Origin of the sequence: Bradyrhizobium sp. AZCC 2176 (assembly GCF_036924645.1) — a bacterium.
GTDB lineage: Bacteria > Pseudomonadota > Alphaproteobacteria > Rhizobiales > Xanthobacteraceae > Bradyrhizobium.
Window position 1 is genome coordinate 1957555 of record NZ_JAZHRX010000001.1, and the last position, 22911, is coordinate 1980465.

Below are 22911 nucleotides of genomic sequence, written 5' to 3' on the forward strand. Positions count from 1 at the left end.
GCAATGATAGAGAGAGTGTCCAGTGCCCCGCTTCGTACTCCCGCTCCTCCTCGCTCTCATCGGCCTGATCCTGTTCGGCCAGGGCGCCTACATCCACGCCAAGGCGCGGCTCGCGCAAGTCTTGCTGGAGCGGGCCTTTGAGAAAACCATTACCACCGGGCGCGAGATAAAGCCGTGGTCATGGGCAGATACATGGCCTGTCGCTCGTATCGAGGTGAAGCGGATCCATGCCAGCGCGATCGCACTCGTCGGCAGCAGCGGCCAGGCACTCGCCTTCGGCCCGGGCCATGTCGAACGAACGCCCAATGCCGGCGAACGCGGCGTCGCCGTGTATTCGGCGCATCGCGATACCCATTTTGCTTTCCTGAAGAACGTCGTCGTCGGTGACGAGATCGAGGTGACGCGAAGTGACGGCAAACACTTCCGCTACCGTGTGGACGCCGCCTCCGTCGTGCACTTCGATGCCTCCGGCATCGATCCGCTCGCGGACGGATATCAACTGGTGCTGTCGACCTGTTGGCCGCTCGACGCGCTGACCCAGGGACCGGAGCGCTATCTTGTGCACGCCACCATGATTGGGCTCGTTCCGGATCCGCACTGAATTCTCCGCGAGCCGGGATATCGCGCGCGGAGCGAATGGCGCTGCTCGTGCAACGCGTGTTGCCACCCTGGCCAAGTCCCAATAGAAAGGCCTCAATCACAAGAAAATCATGGCGCGGTGATCATTCTCGTCGCGCCACAGGAAGCTATGGAGTTAAGAGGCGTCCATGGATCAGATCAACACCGCATCGCATCAAGCCGAAAAATGGTCGCCTCCGTCTGACGCCAGCGAGATCGTCAAGCGTATCCATGCGATGCTGCACCCGCGCAACATCGTTCTGGTCGGCGCCACCGACAAGCCCGGCAACTATGCCGAGCGCATCTGGAACAATCTGATCAAGTACAAGTACGAAGGTGGGCTGTTTCCGGTCAACGCCAGGCGCGAAACGATCTGGGGCGTGCCCTGCTACAAGGATTTCGCCAGCCTGCCGGAAACGCCCGATCATGTACTGGTGCTGGTGCCGGCGCGTTTCGCGGTGCAGGTGATCCGTGACGCCGCAGCGGCCGGCGCGCGTTCTGCCACCATCGTCACCTCGGGCTTCAGCGAGTTGCAGGACGAGGAAAGCCAGCGGCTGGCGGTCGAACTGAAGCAAGCCGTGAAGGAGACTGGCCTTGCCGTCACCGGCCCGAACTGCCTCGGCAATCTGAGCGCGGGCGAAAAGCTGTTCACCAATATCGACGACCGCATCGTCACCATGGAAGCAGGTCCGGTGGCGATTGCCGGGCAATCCGGCGCGATCGTGATGGCGATCCGCCAGACGCTGGAAGATCGCGGCGTCGGCGTTGGCTACATGGTCACGACCGGCAACGAGACCGGCCTCGAGACGCCCGACCTGATGGCCTATTTCGCGGCCGATCCGTCGATCCGCGTCATCGTGGTCTATCTCGAAGGCGTCCGGAATACGAAGGTGTTTCGCGAAGCCTGCAAGGCCGCGCGTGCCGCCGGCAAGCCGGTGATCGCGCTCAAACTCGGCGCTTCCGAGGGCGGCCGCGCCGCCGCGATGGCGCATACCGGTGCGCTCGCCGGCTCGATCGAAACGTTCGATGCGATCTCGACCCGCGAAGGCGTGATCCGCGTCCGCGGCCTCGACGAATTGATCGAGACCACCGAATGCTTCGTTCATGCCGAGCCACCCAAGGGCAACCGGCTCGCCGCCGTGTCGCTATCCGGCGGCAAGCGCGGCCTCCTGATCGACGCGTTCTATTCGGCCGGCTTGAATTTTGCCTCGCTCAGCCCGAATGTGACCGAGCAACTGGCAAGGATGCTCGGTCCCGGCAGCATTGTCGGCAATCCGCTCGACGCCGGCTTTGCCGCGGTCGTTGATCCCTCGGTCTACATGAGCTCGATCAAGATCATGATCGACGATCCCGACACCGACATCGTCATCATCGACGCCGAACTGCCGAAAGCGCCGCATGAAATGCGCGAGCGCAACTTGCGGATCGTCAACGAGATGGCGGGCGCCGCCAGCAAGCCCGTGGTCTACATCAGCGCGATGTCGATCGGGTTTACCGAGTTCACCAAGGCCTTACGCAAATCGCTGCCGAACATCGCGGTCATGCAGGGGCTCGACCGTGCGGTCGGCGCGATAAAGTCGTTGATCGAGTATGCGTCCCTGCGCAAGGAGGTGCCCGATATCGTGTCGAGCTCGAAAGCTTCCGCGCGCGCGGTGTTGGAAAAGACGCTCAAGGCGGCCAACGGCGCCGCCGCACTCGATGAGGTCGCATCGAAGAAACTGCTGAAGGCCTACGGCATCCCGGTTTCAAAAGAGGAAATCGCGCAGACCGCATCTGAAGCGGTGAAAATCGCGAAGAAGATCGGCTTCCCCGTGGTCGCCAAGGTCGTCAGCGCCGACATCCTGCACAAGTCAGACATTGGCGGCGTAGTGCTGAACCTCAACAACACTGCCGAGGTGAAAAAGGCATTTAACGACATCACGGCGCGGGTGAAGAAGATCAAGAGCAAGCCGAAACTCGAAGGCATCTTGATCGCGCAGCAGGTCAAGGCCGACCTCGAACTGGTGGTCGGCGCCTCGCTCGACGCCGAGATGGGGCCGGTGGTGCTGTTCGGCACCGGCGGCGTTGATATCGAACTGATGAAGGACGTAGCCCTCGCCGGCGCCCCGTTGGACGAGGCCGAGGCGAAGCAGTTGATCGCCAAGACGAAGGCCGGCGTGAAGATGAAGGGCTATCGCGGCAAGCCGGCGCTGCACGAACCCTCCGCCGTGAAGGCGCTGGTCGGCCTCTCCAATCTGATGGCCGATGCCGGCAGTCGCATCGCGTCGATCGACGTCAATCCGTTCCTGATCAACAGCAGGGTCGGCGTCGCCGTCGACGGCCTGATCGTGCTCAACAACGCCGCCGCGAACAAGGCGGCGAAGCATTAGGCGGGCCGGTTCAAGTGGTCATTGTCGTCCCTGCGAACGCATGCGTTCGCAGGGACCACGAAGGATTGCGGGACGACGGATGTGGCTACAACCCCACACCCCACTTCTGCGCGGTCTGCAAAATCCAGTCGCGATAAAGCGTCAGCGGCGTGACGCCGGTCATGCCGCCGCAGCCGGCGCTTCCGTTCGGCCCGGTCGACCAGCTCACCACTCCGACGATCATGGGGCCGCCCTGCTTGTCCTCGAAAACAGGCGCGCCGGAATCCCCCGTGCAGGCGCCAAGTCCCTCACGCGAGCCCTGCCCCGCGGGATCGACCAGCCTGATCTGCAACGTCCCCGGCCTGCCGGTCGCGACCAGGCCGGCGAGGCGGATGGTGCCGCCGCTCTTGCCGTCGCCGCGCACGGTCACGCCGATGCCCGCAACGGTGAAACGGCTGCCGACATTGATCGGGATATCAGGCAATCCGAGCGCGGCCGGCGTCTTTGCCTTAGGCGGCGCCGTCAGTTGCAGCAGCGCGACGTCCGCTGTCGCGCGATGTCCCGACATCGCCTGCATGTTGAAACCGGGATGAATGGCAACCGCTTTGACGTCCTGCAGCGACGGCTGCCGGTCCGCGCCGTATTCGACGATCTTGTAGTCCGCGCCGGGCTGCACGCAATGCGCAGCCGTCAGCACCAGTTTCGGCGCGATCAACGCGCCGGTGCAGAAATTACCGCGCGAGCCGACGATGGTGATGACCGAGCGGGCGACGCCTTCCGTCGACGGCGCACCGCCGCCGACAATGGCGTGCGCGGGAACGGATAGCAGCAGGGCAAGGTTGGCAACAAGGCCGGCAATCAGGCGAGGCAGGATGTTCATCGGCGCAGCAATAACCCGCGCTGCGCATGTCGCCAAGCACCCGATCGCACTGGTTCCAGCCGGCAATTCGTGTTAGCCGCTCGCCAACCCATTTGTTTCAGGCAGGGCATATGATCGAGGCAGTGATCTGGGATTTCGGCGGCGTTCTGACCACCTCGCCGTTCGAGGCGTTTACGCGGTATGAGACCGAGCGCGGGCTGCCCGCCGATATCATCCGGCGCACCAATGCGGCCAATCATCTGGAAAATGCCTGGGCCAAATTCGAACGCGCCGAGGTCGACATCGAGGCCTTCGACGAATTGTTCGCGGCCGAGTCGCTGGCACTGGGCGCGGCGGTTCGCGGCAAGGACGTGCTGCCGCTGCTGTCAGGCGACCTCCGGCCCGAAATGGTCGAGGCGCTCAAGCGCGTGAAGGCAAAGTTCAAGACCGGCTGCATCACCAACAACCTGCCCGCCAACGCCATCCGCACCCACAGCGGCCGCACGCTCTATATCGCCGAGGTGATGGCGCTGTTCGACCACGTCATCGAATCCGCGAAGATCGGCCTGCGGAAGCCCGACCCGCGCATCTACCGCATGATGGTCGAAACATTGAAGGTCGATCCCAAAAACTGCGTCTATCTCGACGACCTCGGCGTCAACCTGAAGCCGGCGCGCGAGATGGGCATGACCACGATCAAGGTAGTCAACGCCGCGCAGGCGATTAACGAACTGGAAGCAGCGACCGGGCTGGCATTGCGCTAGGCGGAAATAGCGGAAAACTGCAGCCTCCCATGACTAAACGGCGCTTGTCCTTTGCCGGGAACGCAGGCAGAACATTCTGAAATCTATCGAATTCGGAGTTGAAACCCGTGGCTGATATCAGGCCGTCGGCCTCGATCGAGGCAGTGGAAAGCGGTCTTGCGGCGCAAGGCTATATTGCGAGCCGCCAGATCGCGACCGCGGTCTATCTGGCGCAACAGATCGAAAAACCCATCCTGGTCGAAGGCCCCGCCGGCGTCGGCAAGACCGAGCTTGCGAAAGCGATCGCGGCGTGGCGCGGCATGAAGATGATCCGCCTGCAATGCTACGAGGGACTCGACGAGGCCAAGGCGCTCTACGAGTGGAAATACGCCAAACAGCTTCTGTACACGCAAATCCTCAAGGACAAGCTCGGCGAAGTGCTCGGCGGCGCCCCCACGCTGGAGGCGGCGCTCAATCAGCTTCACGATTTCGGCGACGTGTTCTTCTCCAAGGAATTCGTCGAGCCGCGGCCGCTGCTGCAGGCGCTGGAGCAGCCCGCGGGCTGCGTGCTGCTGATCGACGAAATCGACAAGTCGGACGCCGAATTCGAATCGCTCCTGCTGGAAATTCTCAGTGATTTCCAGGTGACGATCCCGGAGCTCGGCACGGTGGTCGCGGTCGCGCCGCCGACCGTGATCCTGACCTCGAACAGCGAGCGCGATCTCGGCGATGCGCTGAAGCGGCGTTGCCTGCATCTTCACATCGGCTTCCCCGAGCAGAAGCTGGAAGAGCGGATCGTCGAAAGCCGCGTGCCCGGTATTTCGCAAACGCTACGCAGACAGATGGTGAGCTTCATCCACGAGGTTCGCACACTCGATCTGAAGAAGCTGCCGTCGGTCAGCGAAAGCATCGACTGGGCGCGCGTGCTGGTGCTGCTGCAGGCGCGCGAACTTGGCCATGAGGTGGTCAAGGATACGCTGAACGTTCTTCTGAAATACGAGGCGGATATCGAGGCCACGACGCCTCAGGTCTCAACCTTCGTCGCCAAGGCCTCGCGTCAAAACGTCTTCGGGTGACGGCCAATGCGAGAGAACCTGCATCGCTTCTTTCGTGCGGCGCGGGGCGCAGGTGTGAGGCTCTCGCCGGCCGAAAGCATCGACGCGATGCGGGCCGTCTCCAAGGTCGGCTTTACCGACCGCACCATCCTTCGTGACACTTTTCTGCTGACGCTCGCCAAGACGCAGGACGAGAAGAAGGCGCTCGGCGATTGTTTCGATCTGTTCTTCGATCAGCCCGAGCCGCAGTCACCACCCGAGGACGGCGAGGCCGACGGGCAGCACGCAGAAGAATCCAACGCGGCGTCCGATTCACCCGGTGACGCCAGCGACGGCGGCGAGCAGACCGAGCGGCTCGGACAGCTCGCGCAGATGCTGCTGGCGCAGGACCGCAACCAGATTTCGGCGGCGATCGCCAACGCCGCGGGCGCGGCCTCGCTGTCCGACATCCGCTATTTCACGCAGCGCGGCATCTTCTCCGGCCGCATCCTCGACCAGATGGGCATCGAGCGCCTGCGCGACGATCTCGACAGTCTCGCCGCCACCAACCCGGCGCTGGCGGAACGGCTGACCAACGCGCTGGACGGCTTGCGCGGCACAGTCCGCGAAACCGTCTCCCAGGCGCTGATGCTATACGGGCGCGAGGAAGCGGAAAACCTGCGTAACGAAATTTTGCGCAACGCGCCGTTGTCGCGGATCGAGCCGCGGCAGGTCGAGCAGATGCGGCATCTGATCCGACAGATCGCCCGCCGCCTGCGCGAGCGCTACTCCAAGCCGCGCAAGCGTCAGCGCCGCGGCCATCTCGACGTGCGCCGCACCATCCGCCGCAACGCCGCCTGGGGCGGCGTGCCGTTTCTCACTGCCTGGAAACGCCGGCACCGCGACAAGCCGAAGATTATCGCGCTCTGCGACGTCTCAGGTTCGGTGGCGCGGGTATCGGATTTCTTCCTGCTGCTGATTCACAGCCTGCACGAGGTTGTGGACGACGTCCGCTCGTTTGCGTTCTCCGGACACCTGATCGAGGTCAGCGACATCCTGGAATCCAAGTCGCCGGAAGAGGCGATGGCCGAGATCATGTCGAAGGTCGGCTTCGGCTCGTCCGATTACGGCAGTTCGCTCGACGATTTCGAACACGGCTGGATGAGCGCGATCACGCCGCAAACCACGGTGATCGTGCTCGGCGACGCCCGCAGCAACAACCTCGATCCCCGCGCCGACATCCTTCGCCGTATCGCCGAGCGATCGAAGCGGCTGGTGTGGCTCAATCCGGAGGGCCGCATGGCCTGGGGCTGGGGCGACTCCGAAATGCCGCGCTATTCGACCTTCTGCACCGTGGTCCGCCAATGCGCGACCGCCAAGCAGCTCGAACGCGCGGTGTCGGATATCGTGGCGAGCTATCAATAGGCGCCTTCACGCATCGATCGCCTCCTTGATGCGCTTGCGCGTCAACGGCAAATTCCGCAGCCGCTTTCCCGTGGCGTTGGCAATGGCGTTTGCAATCGATGCTGCCGCCGGCCCTTGCCCGGTTTCGCCACTGCCGAGGAACGGCTGCCCCGGCCGGTCGATGATGTGAACCTCGATGCTTTCCGGCACGGCATCGAAACGCAGGATCGGATAGGTCTGCCAGTCGATACTGGTTATCCTGGTATCGTCGAAGGTAACGCTTTCGTACAATGTCCAGCTCATTGACTGCACGATTGCGCCTTCGATCTGGTTGATCAACCCATCCGGATTGACCACCTGCCCGCTATCAACGGCTGCCACCGCGCGGACCAGACGTGGACGGCCGGTCTCCCGATTTACCTCAACCTCGGAAGCAATAGCGCAATAGGCCGCCAGATTCTTGTAACGCGCAAAGGCAAAGCCGAAGCCGCGATCCTGCGGCGCTTTCTGGCCGCTCTTCCATCCGAAGCTCAGGGCCGCCTTTTCGATCACGGCACGGCCACGCTGATCCTCAAGATGTCTCAAACGGAATTCGACGGGGTCGACCTCGGCGAGGCTTGCGAGTTCGTCCATAAAGCTCTCAATCGAGTACACGTTGTGATAGGCGCCCAGCGCGCGCATCGCCGAAATCCGCAGCGGCATCGCCGGAATGAAGTGGTGCACCACCTGCGCGTTGGGAAACGCGTAAATCGGGATCGCATTGCGGTCACCGCCGCCTTCCGGTAGCGGCAACGGCCTGGGAGCAGGCACCGCAAAAGGCTGCGCCATGTGCTGCGCCGCCAGCATCGCTCCGGCGCCGCCCGGCCGCATCGAGTGCGTGTTGCTCCAGACATCGAAATGCCAGTCGGCGATCTTGCCATTGCTGTCGAGCGAGGCCTTGAGTTTCGTCACCATCGCCGGGCCGAACGGCTCCCAGGCATGTTCCTGTTCGCGCATCCATTGCACGCGAACGGGGCGGCCGGGCAATGCACGGGCGATCAGCGCAGCGTCGGCCGCGGCATCGTCGGCGCCATTATGGCCATAGCAGCCAGAGCCTTCGACATGGATCACGCGAACACTGGCCGGAGGCATGCGCAGCATTTCCGCGATGCCCTGGCGATCAGGATAGACACCTTGCGTATGCGTCCATACCGTCATCGCGCCATCGATCAATTGTGCCACGGCACACGACGGACCGATTGATCCGTGCGCCTGATAGGGTCGCGTATAGGTCGCTTCGATGGTGTTCTGGCCGGTGACCGCGGGATTGCTGCGCTCAAAGATGGTCGTGTTCTGCGAAGGCAGGCCGGTCAAGACGCGAGGTAGATCATCCTGCTTCGGCAAGCTTGCGGTTTCCTGCCACTTCGCGGCGGCGGCAAGCGCATTCATCGCCTTGATCGACTGGAACTCCTTTTCCGCGACCACCGCAAGGAAATTGCCGTCGCGCACCACCTTGACGACGCCGGGCAACTTTTCGACAGCGGCGGTATCGCATTCGGTCAGTTGCGCGCCGTAGCTCGGCGGCCGCACGACCCGGGCGTGCACCATCCCGGGCAGCCGCATGTCCTGGACATAGGCCGCACCGCCAGTGACCTTGGCGGGGATATCGACGCGCGGCACAGGCCGGCCAATGACCTTGAATGTCGCCGGGTCCTTCAGTTTCGACTTCGGCTGCGCCTGGACATGCAGCATGTCGTCCCGAACGAGTTCACCATACGGCAGGCGTTTGCCGTCCGGTGCGATCACCGCACCGTCTGCTGTCCGCAGATTTTCGACCGCCAGACCAAACCGCCCTGCTGCTTCTGCCATCAGCAGTTCGCGCGCCTGGGCCGCGGCATTCTGGATCGCGGTGCCGCTGTCCTTCATGGAGTTGCTGCCTGCCGTATAGCCCTCGTTCGCGGTCAGGCGCGTGTCTGCGGTCGTCACCTTGAGGGATTCGAAGGCCACGTCGAGCTCCTCAGCCGCGATCTGCTGAAACGCCGTCTTGAAGCCCTGGCCGAGTTCGGCTTTGCCCGTGAACACCTCTATACTGCCATTGGCGTCGATGCGGATCCACGCGTCGAGATAGGGCGAATTTTTCAAGCTGCCGGGCGGGCTCGGTGCTGGAGCCGGGGCAGGCGCGTCCTGTTGCTGCGCCAAAGCGCCTGACAACGAGAAGCTGACAATCAGCGCGCCGCCACCTGCCAGCAAGCGACGGCGATCGATCATCGCCGCGGCGCTCATCGGGCTCTCCCGTTGGCCGTCGATGACGCATCCGCGCTGTCCATCAGCCTCGCAGCACGATGCACCGCCCGCAGGATGCGCATGTGGGTGCCGCAACGACACAGATGAGGCTCAAGCTCGGAACGGATCTGCTCATCGGTCGGCCTGGAATTTCTCTGCAGAAGCGCCAGCGCCCGAATCATGATTCCGGCGATGCAGTAACCGCATTGTGCGGCCTGCTCTTCCATAAAGGCGCGTTGGATCGGCGCGGGCTCCGAGGCCGTGCCGAGGCCTTCGAGCGTCGTTACCTGCTTGCCTTCCAGCAAAATCATCGGCGTCACGCAAGAGAGCACGGCCTTGCCGTCGACGATCACCGTGCATGCGCCGCATTGGCCTAGTCCGCAGCCGAATTTGGCGGCGTTGAGCTTGATGTCTTCGCGCAGCACATAGAGCAGCGGCGTATCCGGATCGGCGTCCACCTGGTGCTCCCGACCGTTGACCTTCAATGTCATCATGGCTTTTCTCGCTGCTGAGGACCGGCAGGTTCGTTACGCGGCGCGGACGATGTCAGAAGAAATACGGTCTGCGCGCGGCGTGCGTCTTGAACCGTCTTTTCAACGCCAGACCATGGCGGCTGGTTGCTGAACCGTGCGCGCAGATAGCGCAACAAGGCCGAAACCTGCGCATCGGTCATGCTGGCGGCAAATCCGGGCATGATCGGGCTGCGTTCGCCTTCGATGGCCTGGACGCCGGACAGCACGATATTGGCGAGATTGCGCGGATCAGGGCTGGCGATCGCGGTACTGAGAGCCAGGTTGACCCCGCCATAAGGCAGTGGCCGTCCGCTCGCATGGCACGACGCGCAGGCAGCAGCGTAGATCGACGCACCGGCCGCGTTGGCTTGGGAAGCAGGGATTGAAGATGGCTCGACTGAAGACGACTCGACTGAAGATGATTTGGCTTGTTCCAGCGCAGCCTCGCCCTGACGTTTGCGCTCCGGCGTCGGCGTTCCCGATATACCGGCCATGTAGACCGCGATCGCGCGGACGTCGCTTGACGGGACCGAGGACAGATTACTGACCACCTCCGCCATCGGTCCGCGCGCCGTGCCGTGGTCGGGGTGCCAGCCGTCGCGCAAATAGGCGAACAAGGCATCAGCATCCCAGGGCACCGGCGCGTGGGACTGATCGTTGAGTGCATAGGCGCGCCAGTTGTCGACATCGCCGCCGGCAAACTGTGCGCTGCCCCGTTCAGCACCCAGCGCATTGCGTGGCGTGTGGCAGGCGCCGCAATGCGCCAGCCCTTCGGCCAGATAGGCGCCGCGGTTCCATTCGGCGCTTTGCTTCGGATCGGGCTGATAGGTGTCGTGACGAAGGAAGAGCAGTTTCCATCCGGCAATGGCGAACCGCTGGTTGAACGGGAAGGAAAGCTGGTTTTCGCGCGCCGACGCGCGGACGGGCTGCCGCGTCATCAGGAAGGCATAGAGCGCCCGGTCATCCTCGTCGCTGACATTGGTGAAGTGATCGTATGGAAATGTCGGATAAAGGTGCTGGCCTGCACGATTGACGCCGGAGCGCATCGCACGCCGAAATGCTGCTTCCGACCATCGCCCGATTCCCGTCTCCGCATCCGGCGTGATGTTCGAAGAGAAGATCGTGCCGAACGGGGTCGGCACCGGCAGACCGCCGGCAAAGTTATTAGCCCCGCGCACGGTATGGCAATTGCCGCAATTGCCGATCGCTGCCAGGTCGCGACCTCGTTTGACGAGGGTGGCATCGAAGGCCAGCGGCCCGGGAGGCTCGACCGCCGCAATCGCCGGGCGCCATACGATTGCAAAGGCCGCCGCCGCGCCACCAAGCAGCACGATGGCAACGATGCTGGCGACAATTCGGGACGGTGCCGTCATGCGGTCCCTTGCGCTCCCTTTGCGTTTATTGCTGTTGGGTTGTATTTAAACACAGTTCACCCGCTATCGTTCAGCCGCGAAAGCATCAATTACCGCAAGTCTGCCCTGCAGAGAGCTCGCACGGCCGCTCACCGGTGGGAGTGTCGAATCTGGACTGGACGTGCCATGATCAATGTTAATCTCAACTTCCCGTCTCAAGAGCGCCTGCGCGCAAACCCCGATCGGACGACATGATCGCCATGCCTGCTCCCGCCGCCCTTCACCGCGACGATGTTCCCGACGCGCTGTCCGTGCTGAACTCGGTGTTCGGCCTGCCGGCCTTTCGCGGCGCGCAGGAGGAAATCGTCCGGCACGTGACTGATGGCGGCAACTGCCTGGTGCTGATGCCGACCGGCGGCGGCAAGTCGCTGTGTTACCAGTTGCCATCCTTGCTGCGCGAAGGCTGCGGCATCGTGGTGTCACCGCTGATCGCGCTGATGCGCGACCAGGTCGCGGGACTGCTGGAAGCCGGCGTCAACGCGGCGGTGTTGAATTCCACGCTGTCGTTTGATGAAGCCTCGGAAGTCGAGCGGCGGCTGCTGGCCGGCGACCTCGACCTGCTCTACGTCGCGCCCGAGCGGCTTCTGACGCCGCGCTGCCTGTCCTTGCTCGGTCAAGCCGATATCGCACTGTTTGCGATCGACGAGGCGCATTGCGTATCGCAATGGGGACACGATTTCCGCCCTGAGTATATCGGCCTGTCCACGCTCGCCGAACGCTTTCCCAACGTGCCGCGCATTGCACTGACCGCGACCGCCGACGAGATGACGCGCAAGGAGATCGTGACCCGGCTCGGGCTCGCCGGCGCGCCGAGCTTCATCTCGAGTTTCGACCGCCCGAATATCCGCTACGAAATCGTCGAAAAGCAAAATGCGCCGGCCCAGCTCAAGGCCTTTATCAGCGAGCGTCACGCCGGCGATGCCGGCATCGTCTACTGCCTGTCGCGCGCCAAGGTCGAGGACACCGCGGAAGCGCTGACCAGCGCCGGGATCCCCGCCCTGCCCTATCACGCCGGCCTCGACGCCGGCGTTCGTGCCCGCAACCAGGATCGCTTCATCAACGAGGACGGCGTCGTGATCGTCGCCACCATCGCGTTCGGCATGGGCATCGACAAGCCGGACGTGCGCTTCGTAGCGCATCTCGACCTGCCGAAGAGTATCGAGGCCTATTACCAGGAGACCGGGCGTGCCGGGCGCGACGGCAAGCCGTCCAGCGCCTGGATGGCCTATGGCCTGTCCGACATCGTGCAGCAGCGCCGCATGATCGACGAATCCACCGGCTCCGACGCCTTCAAGCGCGTATCGATCGGCAAGCTCGACGCGCTGGTGGCGCTGGCCGAAACCGCGGGCTGCCGGCGCAGCCGCCTTCTCGGCTATTTCGGCGAGGAAGCGACCTCCAACAATTGCGGCAATTGCGACAACTGCCTGTCGCCGCCGCAGCTTCGCGACGGCAAGGTCGCCGCGCAAAAGCTCTTGTCCTGCGCCTACCGCACCGGGCAACGTTTTGGTGCCATGCACCTGATCGACGTGCTGGTCGGCCGCCTGACCGAGCGCGTCACGCAGTTCGGCCATGACAAGCTGTCCGTGTTCGGCATCGGCACTGATCACAACGAAAAGCAATGGCGCGCCGTGATCCGCCAGTTGGTCGCCATGGGCCATCTCAAGGCAGACAGCGAGGCCTTTGGCGCGCTGAAGCTGACGGAAAGCGCACGTGGCGTCCTGAAAGGCGAGACCGAGGTGATGCTGCGCGAAGCGGCGCCCGGCACGCGCATCCGCGCCGGCCGCGCCAAATCAAGGCGCGGCGATCTGGCGCCGCGCGCTGAGACGAAGCCGGCCGATGCCGGCCTGCAGGCGGCGCTACGCGCCTGGCGTGCCGACATCGCGCGCCAGCGCAGCGTGCCGGCCTATGTCGTGCTGCATGATTCGACCATCGACGGGATCGCTGCGGCACGGCCTTCGACGCTCAACGAGCTCCGCAACATCCCGGGCATCGGCGACAAGAAGCTCGAGCATTACGGCGACGAGCTGCTCGCACTGGTGCGGGCGGCCGACGCTTGAGCCGTCATCCGTTACGGAAGGTGTAAGCGTATCCGTTGATGGCGGGCGCACCGCCGAGATGGGCGTAGAGGACCTTCGAGCCCGCCGGGAAATAGCCCTTGTTCACGAGGTCGATCATGCCCTGCATGGATTTGCCCTCGTAGACCGGATCGGTGATCATGCCTTCGAGGCGCGCGCACAGCCGAATGGCTTCCTTGGTCTCCTCGGAGGGAACGCCATAGGCCGGATAGGCGTAGTCCTCGATCAGCACGCAATCGTCGTCGACGATCTCGCGGCCGAGCTCGACGAGGCCTGCGGTGCTACGCGCGATGTCAAGCACCTGGGCCTTGGTCTGGGCCGGCGTAAAGGAAGCGTCGATGCCGATCACCTTGCGCGCGCGGCCGTCCTTGGCAAATCCCACCAGCATGCCGGCATGGGTCGAGCCGGTAACCGTGCAGACCACGACGTAGTCGAAGGCAAAGCCGAGCTCTTTCTCCTGCGCCCGGACCTCTTCGGCGAAACCGACATAGCCGAGCCCGCCATATTTATGCACGGAGGCGCCCGCCGGGATCGCATAGGGCTTGCCGCCCTTGGCCTTCACATCCGCAATCGCCTCTTCCCAGCTTTGGCGAATGCCGATGTCGAAACCTTCGTCCACCAGGCGCACGTCGGCACCCATCACGCGGCTGAGCAGGATGTTGCCGACGCGGTCGTAGACGGCGTCCTCATGCGGCACCCAGCTTTCCTGCACCAGGCGGCACTTCATGCCGATCTTGGCTGCAACCGCTGCGACCATGCGGGTGTGGTTGGACTGCACGCCGCCGATCGAAACCAGCGTGTCCGCATTGGAAGCGATCGCATCGGGAATGATGTATTCGAGCTTGCGCAGCTTGTTGCCGCCGAAGGCAAGCCCCGAATTGCAGTCCTCGCGCTTGGCGTAGAGCTCGACCTTGCCGCCGAGATGCTGTGACAACCGCTCCAGCTTTTCGATATGGGTGGGCCCGAAAGTGAGTGGATAGCGTTCGAATTTTTCCAGCATCGTCGTCCCCTTTGATGGTCTGAGATCCGGGAACGCCCTACCACCAAGCTTCGGAAAGGTGTTCTCAAAGTTGAGGCCGGTTTTATGCTGATATTGCACTTTGCCCCTATAGCATTATCTTCTCATCCGAAATTCTGCGTTATCTCGAGAGATCCTTTCATGAGCGGCAGGCTCGACCGCACAGACCTTAAGATATTGCGTTTGCTGCAAAATAACGGCCGGCTGACCAATGCCGAGCTGGCCGAAACGGCCGGCGTCAGCGCCGCAACCTGTCACCGCCGCACCCAGCGGCTGTTCGACGAAGGCTATATCGCCCAGGTCAGGGCGATGGTGGCGCCGCGCAAGGTCGGCAAGGGGGCCCTCGTCATGGTCGGCGTGGTGCTCGACCGCTCCACGCCGGAGAGCTTTGCCGCCTTTGAGCGGGCGATCGCGCAACTGAGATTCGTGCTGGATTGCCATCTGGTCGCCGGCGATTTCGACTATTTCCTCAAGATCCGCGTCGGCGACATGGAGGATTTCAACCGCATCCATGGCGAACAACTGATCGCGCTGCCGGGCGTCCGCCAGACCCGGACCTTCTTCGTCATGAAGGAAGTGGTCGACAACGCGCCGCTCGATTTCTGATTGCCGTTTGGCGCCGCAAAACAGGGCTATCTTACCTCGGTACTCTACCGAACCCTGCGAGACTCTGGTCACACAGCGCTTGATGGCCTATCAACCGGGCATGACCATGAAGCTTTGCCGGCAGGCTTTCGCCCTTGCCATCATTTTCATCGCATTGCCGGCCCGTGCTTCTGACGAACTTCAGCGGCAAGAGCCCGATACCATCATCTTCGCCATGATGTCCGGAAAGTGCAGCACGCTCAACGTTGCGGGGCGGGATTTTGCCTGCCGGGCCGTTGCCTTCTTCCAGACCGAGGAAGGCCGGGCGAATTTTACCGTCGCGCTCGATGACCCCGGCGACGACAGCCACATCATCACGTTTTCCGGCGACAACGGGCGAAGGCCGGAAGCCAATCTGTACGAATTGCCGATCGACCGGATGCTGCTGAAGTCCAAGGACCGGCCAAAGGCCGATGGCCTGCCGGTGCCATCGGTCGAATCTAGTGCCGGCCTGTGCAAACAGGTTGGAAACTTCGTGACGCTCGAACTTTCCAGCATTACCTGCACGGCGATTGACAAGAACGGCAAGACATACGAACTGCAGTACCAGTCCGATGGCACGCCGATGGCGGTGCGCCGCATCAAGCGGATGCGCGTCGGCAGCCCCGCGGTGTCACCGTTCGACGACGTGAAATAGAGCGTGGGCGTAAAATGAAAGGCCGCCGGCGGAAACCCGACGGCGGCCAGTGTCGATCCGCGCATGGCTCGCGACTGCGCGGACAAGCTCATGCTAACCTAAAAGTCCTCCCAGGGAGTGGAGGCCATCCATCAAAGTCGAGCGATTGCCTTCACTCGGGCGCTTTACCTTGCGCCGCCTCGCTCCCGCCCGCTCCTCGTCGGCAGGATGGAGCTCGCGATATCAAATGCGATCGCCCATCTCGGCTTCTCTTCTTCGGCACCGGGCACGTTGATCTGAACGCCGCCGCCGTCGCCGATGGTATAGGACGCGGCCAGTGCGGCGGCTTCGAGGGCGGCGCCCCGTGAATCGTAGACGCCGCCGATCTTGACATTATCGGCAAATACCGACCAACCCAGCGGCGCCTTCACGATTTCGAATACCGATCGTTCCATCAGATCACCCTGTATCGCTTCACCTGTATCGCTTCCGCCCCTCGCCCACGCGGCGAATCCTGGCGAAGGTAGCGTGGCGTCGGGACGTTGGCTTGTCGGCGGCGGCCTTTCGCTCGCCGAAAGCCCGCAAGCCACTCAACGAATGCACCGCCGGTGCATGCGCGATTTCCTTCCGCACGGCATCGACAATTCGTTCGAACTCAACTTCGCTCATCGCACGCTCCATTGCGCCGGGCCGGCATTCTGCCGCCAGGATGATAAGAGGGACCGCGCTGAGCACAGATCGCCATGCAAGTTTGTTGTTTGAAGGCTCGCCCGCGGTCGCTTCGATGGCAAAAAAGGGCCGAAATCGGGAACGGCCGGACCGTCCCTCGCGAAACCCAGTGGGCCCCGATGGCCCGCCGGCGTCCCCCTTGGCCCAACTTGCCTCATGCGTGCTAGATTCGGCCACGAATCAGGAGGGTTTGCATGCCGGTAGACAGTGACAGCGCCATTGCGTGGCACCGCGCCCAGCTCAAGAAGCTTCGCGAGACCTTGAAGAACATCGAGACCGCGAGGTTCATGGTGGGCGAGCCCGCCCTAGCGAACAGGACCGGCAAGACGCAGAAGACGATTGCCGAACTCGAGCAGAAAATCCGGCAGTCGCAGCACATTATCGCTGCCTATGAACGGCAGACCCGGCGGCCGCTTGCAACCGACCAGCGAAGCCTCGCCAGCGTGAGTTGGAGTAGCTGGAATGCCCAAACAGCGCATGGCCGCAATTCGCGGTAAGCGTTGAATGGCCTGAAGACCGCCGGCCTTCAGGCGGGTCCTGCGCCCAGGCTCCGAGCTAGCGGATCGTCATGTTGGCGCGCTGCGAATGCGTTCGCGGCTGAGCGCCGTCAGGCGCGCTCTAGTTCTTTGCGGTCTCTTTTTCTTTCGCCTTGGCCTTGCAGGAAATCAGGAAGGTAAACGCCCGCGCATTGCGCGCGATGTCCGCCGTCTTCAATTCGGCCTTGGCGTCGGAGATCTGATACGGCACCACGCTGTTATCGAGAAAATCTCGCAGGGCCCCGGTCTTGATGGCGAAATTGATATTCTCGGGAATGTTGCCCGTTGCCCTCACGAATTTCAACGCATTCAGTTTGGCCGCAACCACGCCGACCACGTCGCCACTCGAGGCCAATAGCGGCCCGCCGCTGTTGCCGGGTTGAACGGCCGCGCTGATCTGCAGGAAGCGCGTGTCGTTCAGGATGCCGCTGAGCGAGCTCACGATCCCGGTCGTCACGGTGAAATCGGACGTCAGCAGTCCATGAAAGGGATAACCGATCGCCACCACGCTGTCGCCGGACTGGATCGCCTTGTCCCTGATCCTGGCAACATCCTTGAACGAGCCGGTCACCTGCAGCAGCGCAAGATCGTTGGTCTCATCGCTCGACACCAGCCGCAATTTGGCGGGTGCCTCGCCCGACAGATTGCCCTGGATGTCGCCGACACAGCCCTGCACGACATGCGCATTGGTCACAAGGTGCCCGTTCGTGCTCACCAGGAAGCCCGTGCCGGTCTGGTCGAACAACCTGTCTGGCTTGGCCGGCGCGGAATCCGGCGCCGCCGCGGCGACCGGCTTGGCTGCGGGAAGAACCGAGAAATCGCCGGCGTTGGCTACACCGGATTGCTTGGTCTTGGCGACGCAGTTCGCCAAGACCGGCAATAGCTGCCCGCTCTGGTCGAGGTTGAACTGGAAGAGCTGTCCCTGCGTATAGGCGGTCATGGCCTTCGCCCGCCGGAACTGGCTGATGAGCGCGGAATTGCTCGGCATCGGCACGCGGACCAGCTTGTCGGCGATCGGGACGCCGTGAACATTGAACGGCTGCTGGCCATCGAAGGTCAGGGTCAGCGGAAACGCCTCCCCCGTCCTCAGCCGCCATTGTTCATGCATGAAGCCGAGGCTCCACCCGCCACCACCGTCGATCATCACGACAAAATAAACACCGCTGGCGTATTGGGCGCCCGCTGCACAATGCGAGAAAGATCCGGCCTGGTCGTTGGTGTAGGCCCCGCCCTTCCAGTTGCCGACGCTGATCGAGCCGTAGGGCCCGCGCGCCGCCGCATTCGAATTGGCAAAAATCATACACAATAGAGCTGCGACCGCAGCAGCACGGCATTTCATAAGCGTCTTCCCCACACCCAAGGTGAGCATATTGGTCTTTGCAACCGGAGTCTATTTGGACCAGGCGGGGAGGTCTGAAATTTCCGACCGTTGGAGCGGAAAAATCAGCTCGGGATCGGTTGATGCCCGCGGGCAACCTAACTGCCGCAGCCCTTTCGTTAAGGTCTTTGCCCGATCATTCGGCACATCGTCCCGGTCGTCGTGAGATTGATGCCGATTCGCATCAGCCCGCAGCAGGACAGCTCATCGTTTGGCGGGAAAACTGACAGGACTACGATACATGGACGTGGCACACGGCGGAGGCAATTTTCAGCAGAGGGACGTGCTCCGGCCGCCCGCGGTCGTGCTGATCCCGGGCCTTGTGATGTCATTTTACGTGTGGCTGAATCTGCTCACGACCATTCCATATCCGGGCAGGATCGGGCTCGACTACAATACGCTCGGTACCGACTGGATGGTCTTCTACGGCGCGATCCGCTCGGTCCTCGACGGCAACGCGCCGTTGATCTTCGACGGCGATCGTTTCACCGACTTCCTCAACACGAATTTTGCAGGCTGGCTCTCCAAGCCGCTGGAATTTCGGCCATGGGCCTACCCGCCGAGCTTTCTGCTGATGCTGCTGCCGTTCGCGCCGTTGGGGTTCTTTGGCTCCTACGTGGCGTTTCAGATCGTGACCGGCGCGTTGCTGGCACTCGCGCTGCGATCGAGTACGCCAGCCGCTCTGACGTCGTGCGCCCTGCTCGTTGCCGCGCTGATTTGCCCGGCATCGGCCATCAATGCGATTGACGGTCAGGCCGTCTTTCTGGTCGCAGCCTTGATCGTCGGCGGGTTTGGCCTGCTCGAACAGCGTCCCTTTCTCGGTGGACTGGTGCTGGGACTACTGACGTTCAAACCCCAGTTCTGCATCCTGGTCCCGATCGCCTTGATCGCGGCCGGGCAGTGGCGCGCACTTTTGGCGTCGGGCCTGTCCGCGCTCGCCATGATGATCGCGAGCGGATTGATTTTCGGATGGGACCTGTGGCTGCGCTGGTTTCCACTCATCCTCGAGAATCTCGTCAGCCCGAGCGAGAAGTGGATCGAGTTCGGTCGCATGTGGGGCCATAGCGTCTACACCTGCGCGGTTCTGCTCGGCGCGCCGCAATGGCTGGCGTCGTGGATTCAACTGCTCGCCACGCTCGGCGCCGCGGCATCCGTCGTCATTGCGTTCCGATCGCGGTTGGGGACGCGGGAGAAGACGGCGGTCTTCCTGGCCGCCACGGTCCTCGCGGCCCCGCATTCCGGACCCTATGATGTGACGCTGCTGGTGATCGCGGCGGGATTCTGGTTGATGGCGCGCAGCGCTCCGCTGCCGCTGTGGTGCTGGACCTTGGCGTTCATGATCTGGCTGATGCCGCTGCTGAGCCCGCCCTTGCTGTTTCCCCTGGCCAGAATCGCCCCGCTCTTGCCTGTGCTGCTGATCGTGCTCCTGCTCCGCCCCGGAGTCCCGGTCTCCGTACGCGCCCGATAAGAGCGTACGCCCGCCCCCTTCCCGGATATTTTGGCAGAACCGTGCCGGAAACGGGCGGCTCGGATGACCGAGGGAGCGACCAAACGTCCCGGTGCCTGCCCGCGTCCGACCGATCATTTTAATGGATCACGTGTGGCATCTTGCATACGGTGGGGCCCGTCGCCTGCCCATTTCCGGATTTAAACCGGAACCAGGGAGCAAAAACGACGACCGCGCCGCTGACCGCGGACGCCAACCTGCAATATCCGGAGGAAAATGCTGTGAAACCAAGAGTTGTCCGGTACGCCCTGTTTACGCTTCTGGCGATCGTTTCCGCCGTGGCCGCCCCGGCCCAAACCCCAGCCAAAGCCCAAACATGGCCGGACAAGCCGATCACGTTCATCGTGCCGTTCGCGGCCGGCGGCGGCACCGATGCTTTTGCCCGTCCGCTGGCGGCCCAGCTCGATGCGCAGCTCGGCAAGCGCGTGCTGATCGAAAACCGCGCGGGCGCCGGCGGCACGGTCGGCGCATCGGCGGCATCGAAGGCAGCTCCCGACGGCTACACCTTCTTCATGGGCGCGGCGCATCACGCTATCGCCCCTTCGCTCTATCCCAACCTCGATTACAATTTCGAGAAGGATTTTATTGCGGTGGCGCTGATCGCGCGGCCGCCGCAGGTGGTGGTCGTCAATCCGGACAAGGTTGCCGCCAAGACGCTCGCCGAGTTCATCGCCTACGCCAAAGCCAATCCGGGCAAATTGAACTACGGCTCGGCCGGCGCCGGCACCACGCATCACCTCGCGGGCGAGCTGTTCAAGATCCTGACCAAGACCAACATCCAGCACGTCCCCTATCGCGGGGCCGGCCCTGCAATGCAGGATCTGATCGCCGGCCACGTGCCTGTTGTCTTCGACGGGCTCGGCTCGTCGGCAGCCCCCGTCAGGGCCGGACAGTTGCGCGCGCTTGCCGTGGCCGCGCCGAAACGTGTGCCGGCCTTCCCCGACCTTCCGACCGCTGCAGAAGCCGGCCTGGCCGGATATGAAGTATCGACCTGGTACGGCCTGTTCGCACCGAAGAATACGCCTCCGGCGATCGTCGATCGGATGGTCAAGGAATTGCAGAAGGCCATGCAGACGCCTGCCATCAAGGAAGCCTGGGAACGCAACGGCTCCGATGTCCCCGACGTCACGGGTCCCGCGTTCGCCAAAATGGTGTCCGCGGAAATCGAGCGCTGGCGCAAGGTCGTGACGGAAGCAAACGTAAAGCTGGATTAGCCTGGCAGTGCAGGCGCGGCGGCCGCTTTTCGTCGCGCCGACCCCACTGATCAGTTGCTGGCGCTCACGCCATAGCGCATGAAGTCGTCATCGATTCCGGCCTGGATCGTCTTTGCCGCGGAAATATCGGCATCGCCGCCAGCCTTGTCGCCGTTCTTGAGCCTGGCGAGCCCGCGCCCATAGAGCGCGCTCGCCAGCTTCGGATCGACTCGAAGCGCGGAACTGAAATCGTCGATCGCCGCGTCAGCCTGTCCCATCTTCAGGTGGATCAGTCCACGCGAGTCATAGGTGGCGGCATCGTTCGGTTTCGACTGAAGTGACTTGTTGCAGTCCTCAAGCGCGGCCTGCAGCGAACCGAGCAGGGCTCGGGTCCAACAGCGTCCACTCCATGCAGCTTCCAGACTAGCCCCCAGACGAATGGCCTCGTCGTAGTCTCGCGCCGCGCGCTCATATTCGTTCTTTTTCAGGTAAGCTCCGGCACGGTTGACGAAAGCCCTGCCGTAGTTCGGATTCAGCTTGATCGCCTCATCGAGAGATTTGAGAGCGAGGTCGTATTCGCCCTTCCGCAGGTAAGCCGCGCCGCGGTTGTTGAAAGGCTTGGCGTTAGTTGGATCCAGCTTGATCGATTGATCGAAATCAGGGATGGCGCGGTCAAAGTCTGCGTTTGCGGTATAGGCATTGCCACGATTGTTATACGCAATAGCCAAGGCCGTCGTGCCTTGACTGGAATCGATCAGCGCTGTGCAACCATTGATCCGGGCTGCAAGCGATATGCGATCGGAACCGTTGCACAGATCAACATTGCTGAGATAGTCACCCTTCTTGGGGGTCTGCGCCGCAGCTTGCGATCCGAGCAGCAGCAAGACAAGAATAGGCGCTGCGCCGTGAATGAGGGATCCGCTCGCATGAAATTTCATACCGGGCTTTCCGATTCTGGTACCACTAAAGGAGCGGCCGATGACCTGGACGCTCCACGCCCGGAAGTCGTTTGGCTGAACAGTTGCCTGCACCGGGAACGGCTTGCGCCTCACAACGGCTAGCACCCTCGACAGATGTTTAGGTTCGACTTCGGAAGAGTCCTTTGATCGGGTTGCTGCACTGCCGGTGCCTTTCTCGTGACCCGGCTCTTGCCCTCTTCAATGAGCGTAGAAAATCTGACTGTCCCATCATCAGAAATTTCGACGCGTGGCGTAGTACCTCGAACGCCCATGGTCGCGACAGGCGTGTCGACCTTCATATCGCCGGTCTTCGCGACTTTGCCTGCGACGAAGGTGAAGGTTCCCTTGGTTAGATTGAACAGGCTGGCGTTGGACGTACTATTTGGATCGTACACGAACTCGTTCAAAACCATGCGCGCGTTGTTCGACAGATTGAAGGAAGTGCCATCGGTAAAGTTGATACCGACCCGGCCGTCAGCGCCGGTTGCGACGGCATCGCCCTGGTAGACGAGATCGCCTACCTTCGCCTGACCCGCCTGGCCCGCGGTACTCGCCTGAATGACCACCGCGCTTGCACGTTCAAGCGTGACCGAACCCGTGGCGACAACAACTTTTCCAATTGGTTTTGGTGCGAGATCCTGAACGGCGGGCTTGGCGATATCGCGTTGCGCGTGAGCCGGTCCGGCGAAAAGCCCGCCCGCCGCCAGAACGAATCCTGCCACCAATACGGCAATCGCATGCGTGCGCATGATCCCTCTCTTCCGAGAAGATCTTGTCCGAGAAACCGCTCGCCGACGCTTTGAACCGTCGGCCAAGGTGACATTGTACCCCAACATTAGACCCGATGTCGGGAGAAGGCATCATCTGTCATCGGCTCAAAAGGATTACTCCTTTTGAGCCTAAAGCCTAGCGCCCAGGGATTGGGTAGCGTGGATCAGGAGGTTTCGGCGGCCAGCCTTCGGCTGACGGCGCCGGGGTATTTTGACCTCATGGCCTGGGCAAAGCCAGGCCGCGAAGAATTGCACGAGGTAAGTGGCAGGCAGGGTTGGAGCCATGCTCGTCG

The 22911-nt window shown here is 62.7% G+C and carries 20 protein-coding genes; 11 read left to right on the top strand and 9 right to left on the bottom strand.

Translation table 11 applies throughout. The features are described from left to right. Positions 1–22 precede the first annotated feature (22 nt). Both V1288_RS08950 and V1288_RS08955 read left to right on the top strand, forming a co-directional pair. Positions 23–601, top strand: coding sequence for a class GN sortase (locus V1288_RS08950; protein ID WP_334356691.1), 579 nt, complete (start codon positions 23–25; stop codon positions 599–601). A 166-nt stretch (positions 602–767) separates the two neighbouring features. Next, positions 768–2987: an acetate--CoA ligase family protein gene (locus V1288_RS08955; RefSeq protein ID WP_334356692.1), complete on the top strand. Its 2220-nt coding sequence runs from the start codon at positions 768–770 to the stop codon at positions 2985–2987. A gap of 85 nt (positions 2988–3072) precedes the next feature. Here the strand turns inward: V1288_RS08955 and V1288_RS08960 are convergent, their stop codons facing one another. Then, positions 3073–3846, bottom strand: a complete 774-nt coding sequence (locus tag V1288_RS08960; RefSeq protein WP_334356693.1) for a S1 family peptidase — start codon at positions 3844–3846, stop codon at positions 3073–3075. Positions 3847–3956: 110 nt separating this feature from the next. Between V1288_RS08960 and V1288_RS08965 the strand changes: the two genes are divergently transcribed. The 3 genes from V1288_RS08965 to V1288_RS08975 all read left to right on the top strand — a co-directional run bounded on the left by V1288_RS08965 (position 3957) and on the right by V1288_RS08975 (position 7027). After that, on the top strand, positions 3957–4589 hold the full coding sequence (locus V1288_RS08965) for an HAD-IA family hydrolase (RefSeq protein ID WP_334356694.1): 633 nt from the start codon (positions 3957–3959) through the stop codon (positions 4587–4589). Between the two features lie 107 nt (positions 4590–4696). Then, positions 4697–5644 (top strand): AAA family ATPase, encoded by a 948-nt coding sequence (locus tag V1288_RS08970; RefSeq protein WP_334356695.1) that lies wholly within the window; start codon positions 4697–4699, stop codon positions 5642–5644. Between the two features lie 6 nt (positions 5645–5650). Further along, the gene (locus V1288_RS08975; protein WP_334356696.1) at positions 5651–7027 is read left to right on the top strand and encodes a vWA domain-containing protein; all 1377 of its coding nucleotides are present in this window, start codon (positions 5651–5653) and stop codon (positions 7025–7027) included. Positions 7028–7033: 6 nt separating this feature from the next. On the opposite strand, the gene V1288_RS08980 is transcribed toward V1288_RS08975, so the two are convergent. From V1288_RS08980 to V1288_RS08990, 3 genes are read right to left on the bottom strand one after another with little or no spacing between them, the layout of a single operon-like run. Next, positions 7034–9268: a xanthine dehydrogenase family protein molybdopterin-binding subunit gene (locus V1288_RS08980; protein WP_334356697.1), complete on the bottom strand. Its 2235-nt coding sequence runs from the start codon at positions 9266–9268 to the stop codon at positions 7034–7036. Continuing rightward, the gene (locus V1288_RS08985; RefSeq protein ID WP_334356698.1) at positions 9265–9762 is read right to left on the bottom strand and encodes a (2Fe-2S)-binding protein; all 498 of its coding nucleotides are present in this window, start codon (positions 9760–9762) and stop codon (positions 9265–9267) included. Before V1288_RS08985 ends, V1288_RS08980 begins: the two co-directional genes overlap by 4 nt. Next, complete coding sequence (locus tag V1288_RS08990) at positions 9759–11153, bottom strand: cytochrome c (RefSeq protein ID WP_334356699.1); 1395 nt, start codon at positions 11151–11153, stop codon at positions 9759–9761. The genes V1288_RS08985 and V1288_RS08990 overlap by 4 nt, the downstream gene beginning before the upstream one ends. A gap of 239 nt (positions 11154–11392) precedes the next feature. Here V1288_RS08990 and recQ point away from each other — a divergent pair, with 239 nt between their 5' ends. Then, positions 11393–13249: a DNA helicase RecQ gene (gene recQ, locus V1288_RS08995; RefSeq protein ID WP_334356700.1), complete on the top strand. Its 1857-nt coding sequence runs from the start codon at positions 11393–11395 to the stop codon at positions 13247–13249. A 4-nt stretch (positions 13250–13253) separates the two neighbouring features. Here the strand turns inward: recQ and V1288_RS09000 are convergent, their stop codons facing one another. After that, entirely contained in the window at positions 13254–14267 is a 1014-nt protein-coding gene (locus V1288_RS09000) for a 1-aminocyclopropane-1-carboxylate deaminase (RefSeq protein WP_334356701.1), read from the bottom strand. Positions 14268–14426: 159 nt separating this feature from the next. On the opposite strand from V1288_RS09000, the gene V1288_RS09005 reads away from it, so the two are divergent. After that, positions 14427–14891 carry an Lrp/AsnC family transcriptional regulator gene (locus V1288_RS09005; protein ID WP_334356702.1) on the top strand — a complete coding sequence of 155 codons (465 nt, stop codon included), beginning with the start codon at positions 14427–14429 and terminating at the stop codon, positions 14889–14891. 7 nt (positions 14892–14898) lie between these two features. Next, complete coding sequence (locus tag V1288_RS09010) at positions 14899–15567, top strand: hypothetical protein (protein WP_334356703.1); 669 nt, start codon at positions 14899–14901, stop codon at positions 15565–15567. A 164-nt stretch (positions 15568–15731) separates the two neighbouring features. Here V1288_RS09010 and V1288_RS09015 read toward each other — a convergent pair whose 3' ends face one another. Beyond that, on the bottom strand, positions 15732–16001 hold the full coding sequence (locus V1288_RS09015) for a hypothetical protein (protein ID WP_334356704.1): 270 nt from the start codon (positions 15999–16001) through the stop codon (positions 15732–15734). A 468-nt stretch (positions 16002–16469) separates the two neighbouring features. Between V1288_RS09015 and V1288_RS09020 the strand changes: the two genes are divergently transcribed. Then, positions 16470–16772 (top strand): hypothetical protein, encoded by a 303-nt coding sequence (locus tag V1288_RS09020; RefSeq protein ID WP_334356705.1) that lies wholly within the window; start codon positions 16470–16472, stop codon positions 16770–16772. A 121-nt stretch (positions 16773–16893) separates the two neighbouring features. Here V1288_RS09020 and V1288_RS09025 read toward each other — a convergent pair whose 3' ends face one another. Beyond that, positions 16894–18111 carry a S1C family serine protease gene (locus V1288_RS09025; protein ID WP_334356706.1) on the bottom strand — a complete coding sequence of 406 codons (1218 nt, stop codon included), beginning with the start codon at positions 18109–18111 and terminating at the stop codon, positions 16894–16896. 319 nt (positions 18112–18430) lie between these two features. Here V1288_RS09025 and V1288_RS09030 point away from each other — a divergent pair, with 319 nt between their 5' ends. Together V1288_RS09030 and V1288_RS09035 are read left to right on the top strand one after the other, a co-directional pair. Continuing rightward, entirely contained in the window at positions 18431–19657 is a 1227-nt protein-coding gene (locus V1288_RS09030; protein WP_334356707.1) for a glycosyltransferase family 87 protein, read from the top strand. A 260-nt stretch (positions 19658–19917) separates the two neighbouring features. Beyond that, entirely contained in the window at positions 19918–20910 is a 993-nt protein-coding gene (locus V1288_RS09035) for a Bug family tripartite tricarboxylate transporter substrate binding protein (RefSeq protein WP_334356708.1), read from the top strand. Between the two features lie 50 nt (positions 20911–20960). Here the strand turns inward: V1288_RS09035 and V1288_RS09040 are convergent, their stop codons facing one another. Then, complete coding sequence (locus V1288_RS09040; protein WP_334356709.1) at positions 20961–21827, bottom strand: tetratricopeptide repeat protein; 867 nt, start codon at positions 21825–21827, stop codon at positions 20961–20963. Positions 21828–21946: 119 nt separating this feature from the next. Then, a complete protein-coding gene (locus V1288_RS09045) occupies positions 21947–22597 on the bottom strand; it encodes a FecR family protein (RefSeq protein ID WP_334356710.1) in 651 nt (216 codons plus the stop codon). Positions 22598–22911 lie beyond the last annotated feature (314 nt).

Excerpts from the sequence above, each read along its gene's own strand:
- V1288_RS08955 (WP_334356692.1), top strand. The coding sequence starts at position 768 with ATGGATCAGATCAACACCGCATCGCATCAAGCCGAAAAATGGTCGCCT.
- V1288_RS08960 (WP_334356693.1), bottom strand. The coding sequence starts at position 3,846 with ATGAACATCCTGCCTCGCCTGATTGCCGGCCTTGTTGCCAACCTTGCC.
- V1288_RS08965 (WP_334356694.1), top strand. The coding sequence starts at position 3,957 with ATGATCGAGGCAGTGATCTGGGATTTCGGCGGCGTTCTGACCACCTCG.
- V1288_RS08975 (WP_334356696.1), top strand. The coding sequence starts at position 5,651 with ATGCGAGAGAACCTGCATCGCTTCTTTCGTGCGGCGCGGGGCGCAGGT.
- V1288_RS08980 (WP_334356697.1), bottom strand. The coding sequence starts at position 9,268 with ATGAGCGCCGCGGCGATGATCGATCGCCGTCGCTTGCTGGCAGGTGGC.
- V1288_RS08985 (WP_334356698.1), bottom strand. The coding sequence starts at position 9,762 with ATGATGACATTGAAGGTCAACGGTCGGGAGCACCAGGTGGACGCCGAT.
- V1288_RS08990 (WP_334356699.1), bottom strand. The coding sequence starts at position 11,153 with ATGACGGCACCGTCCCGAATTGTCGCCAGCATCGTTGCCATCGTGCTG.
- recQ (WP_334356700.1), top strand. The coding sequence starts at position 11,393 with ATGCCTGCTCCCGCCGCCCTTCACCGCGACGATGTTCCCGACGCGCTG.
- V1288_RS09000 (WP_334356701.1), bottom strand. The coding sequence starts at position 14,267 with ATGCTGGAAAAATTCGAACGCTATCCACTCACTTTCGGGCCCACCCAT.
- V1288_RS09005 (WP_334356702.1), top strand. The coding sequence starts at position 14,427 with ATGAGCGGCAGGCTCGACCGCACAGACCTTAAGATATTGCGTTTGCTG.
- V1288_RS09015 (WP_334356704.1), bottom strand. The coding sequence starts at position 16,001 with ATGGAACGATCGGTATTCGAAATCGTGAAGGCGCCGCTGGGTTGGTCG.
- V1288_RS09020 (WP_334356705.1), top strand. The coding sequence starts at position 16,470 with ATGCCGGTAGACAGTGACAGCGCCATTGCGTGGCACCGCGCCCAGCTC.
- V1288_RS09025 (WP_334356706.1), bottom strand. The coding sequence starts at position 18,111 with ATGATTTTTGCCAATTCGAATGCGGCGGCGCGCGGGCCCTACGGCTCG.
- V1288_RS09030 (WP_334356707.1), top strand. The coding sequence starts at position 18,431 with ATGGACGTGGCACACGGCGGAGGCAATTTTCAGCAGAGGGACGTGCTC.
- V1288_RS09040 (WP_334356709.1), bottom strand. The coding sequence starts at position 21,827 with ATGAAATTTCATGCGAGCGGATCCCTCATTCACGGCGCAGCGCCTATT.
- V1288_RS09045 (WP_334356710.1), bottom strand. The coding sequence starts at position 22,597 with ATGCGCACGCATGCGATTGCCGTATTGGTGGCAGGATTCGTTCTGGCG.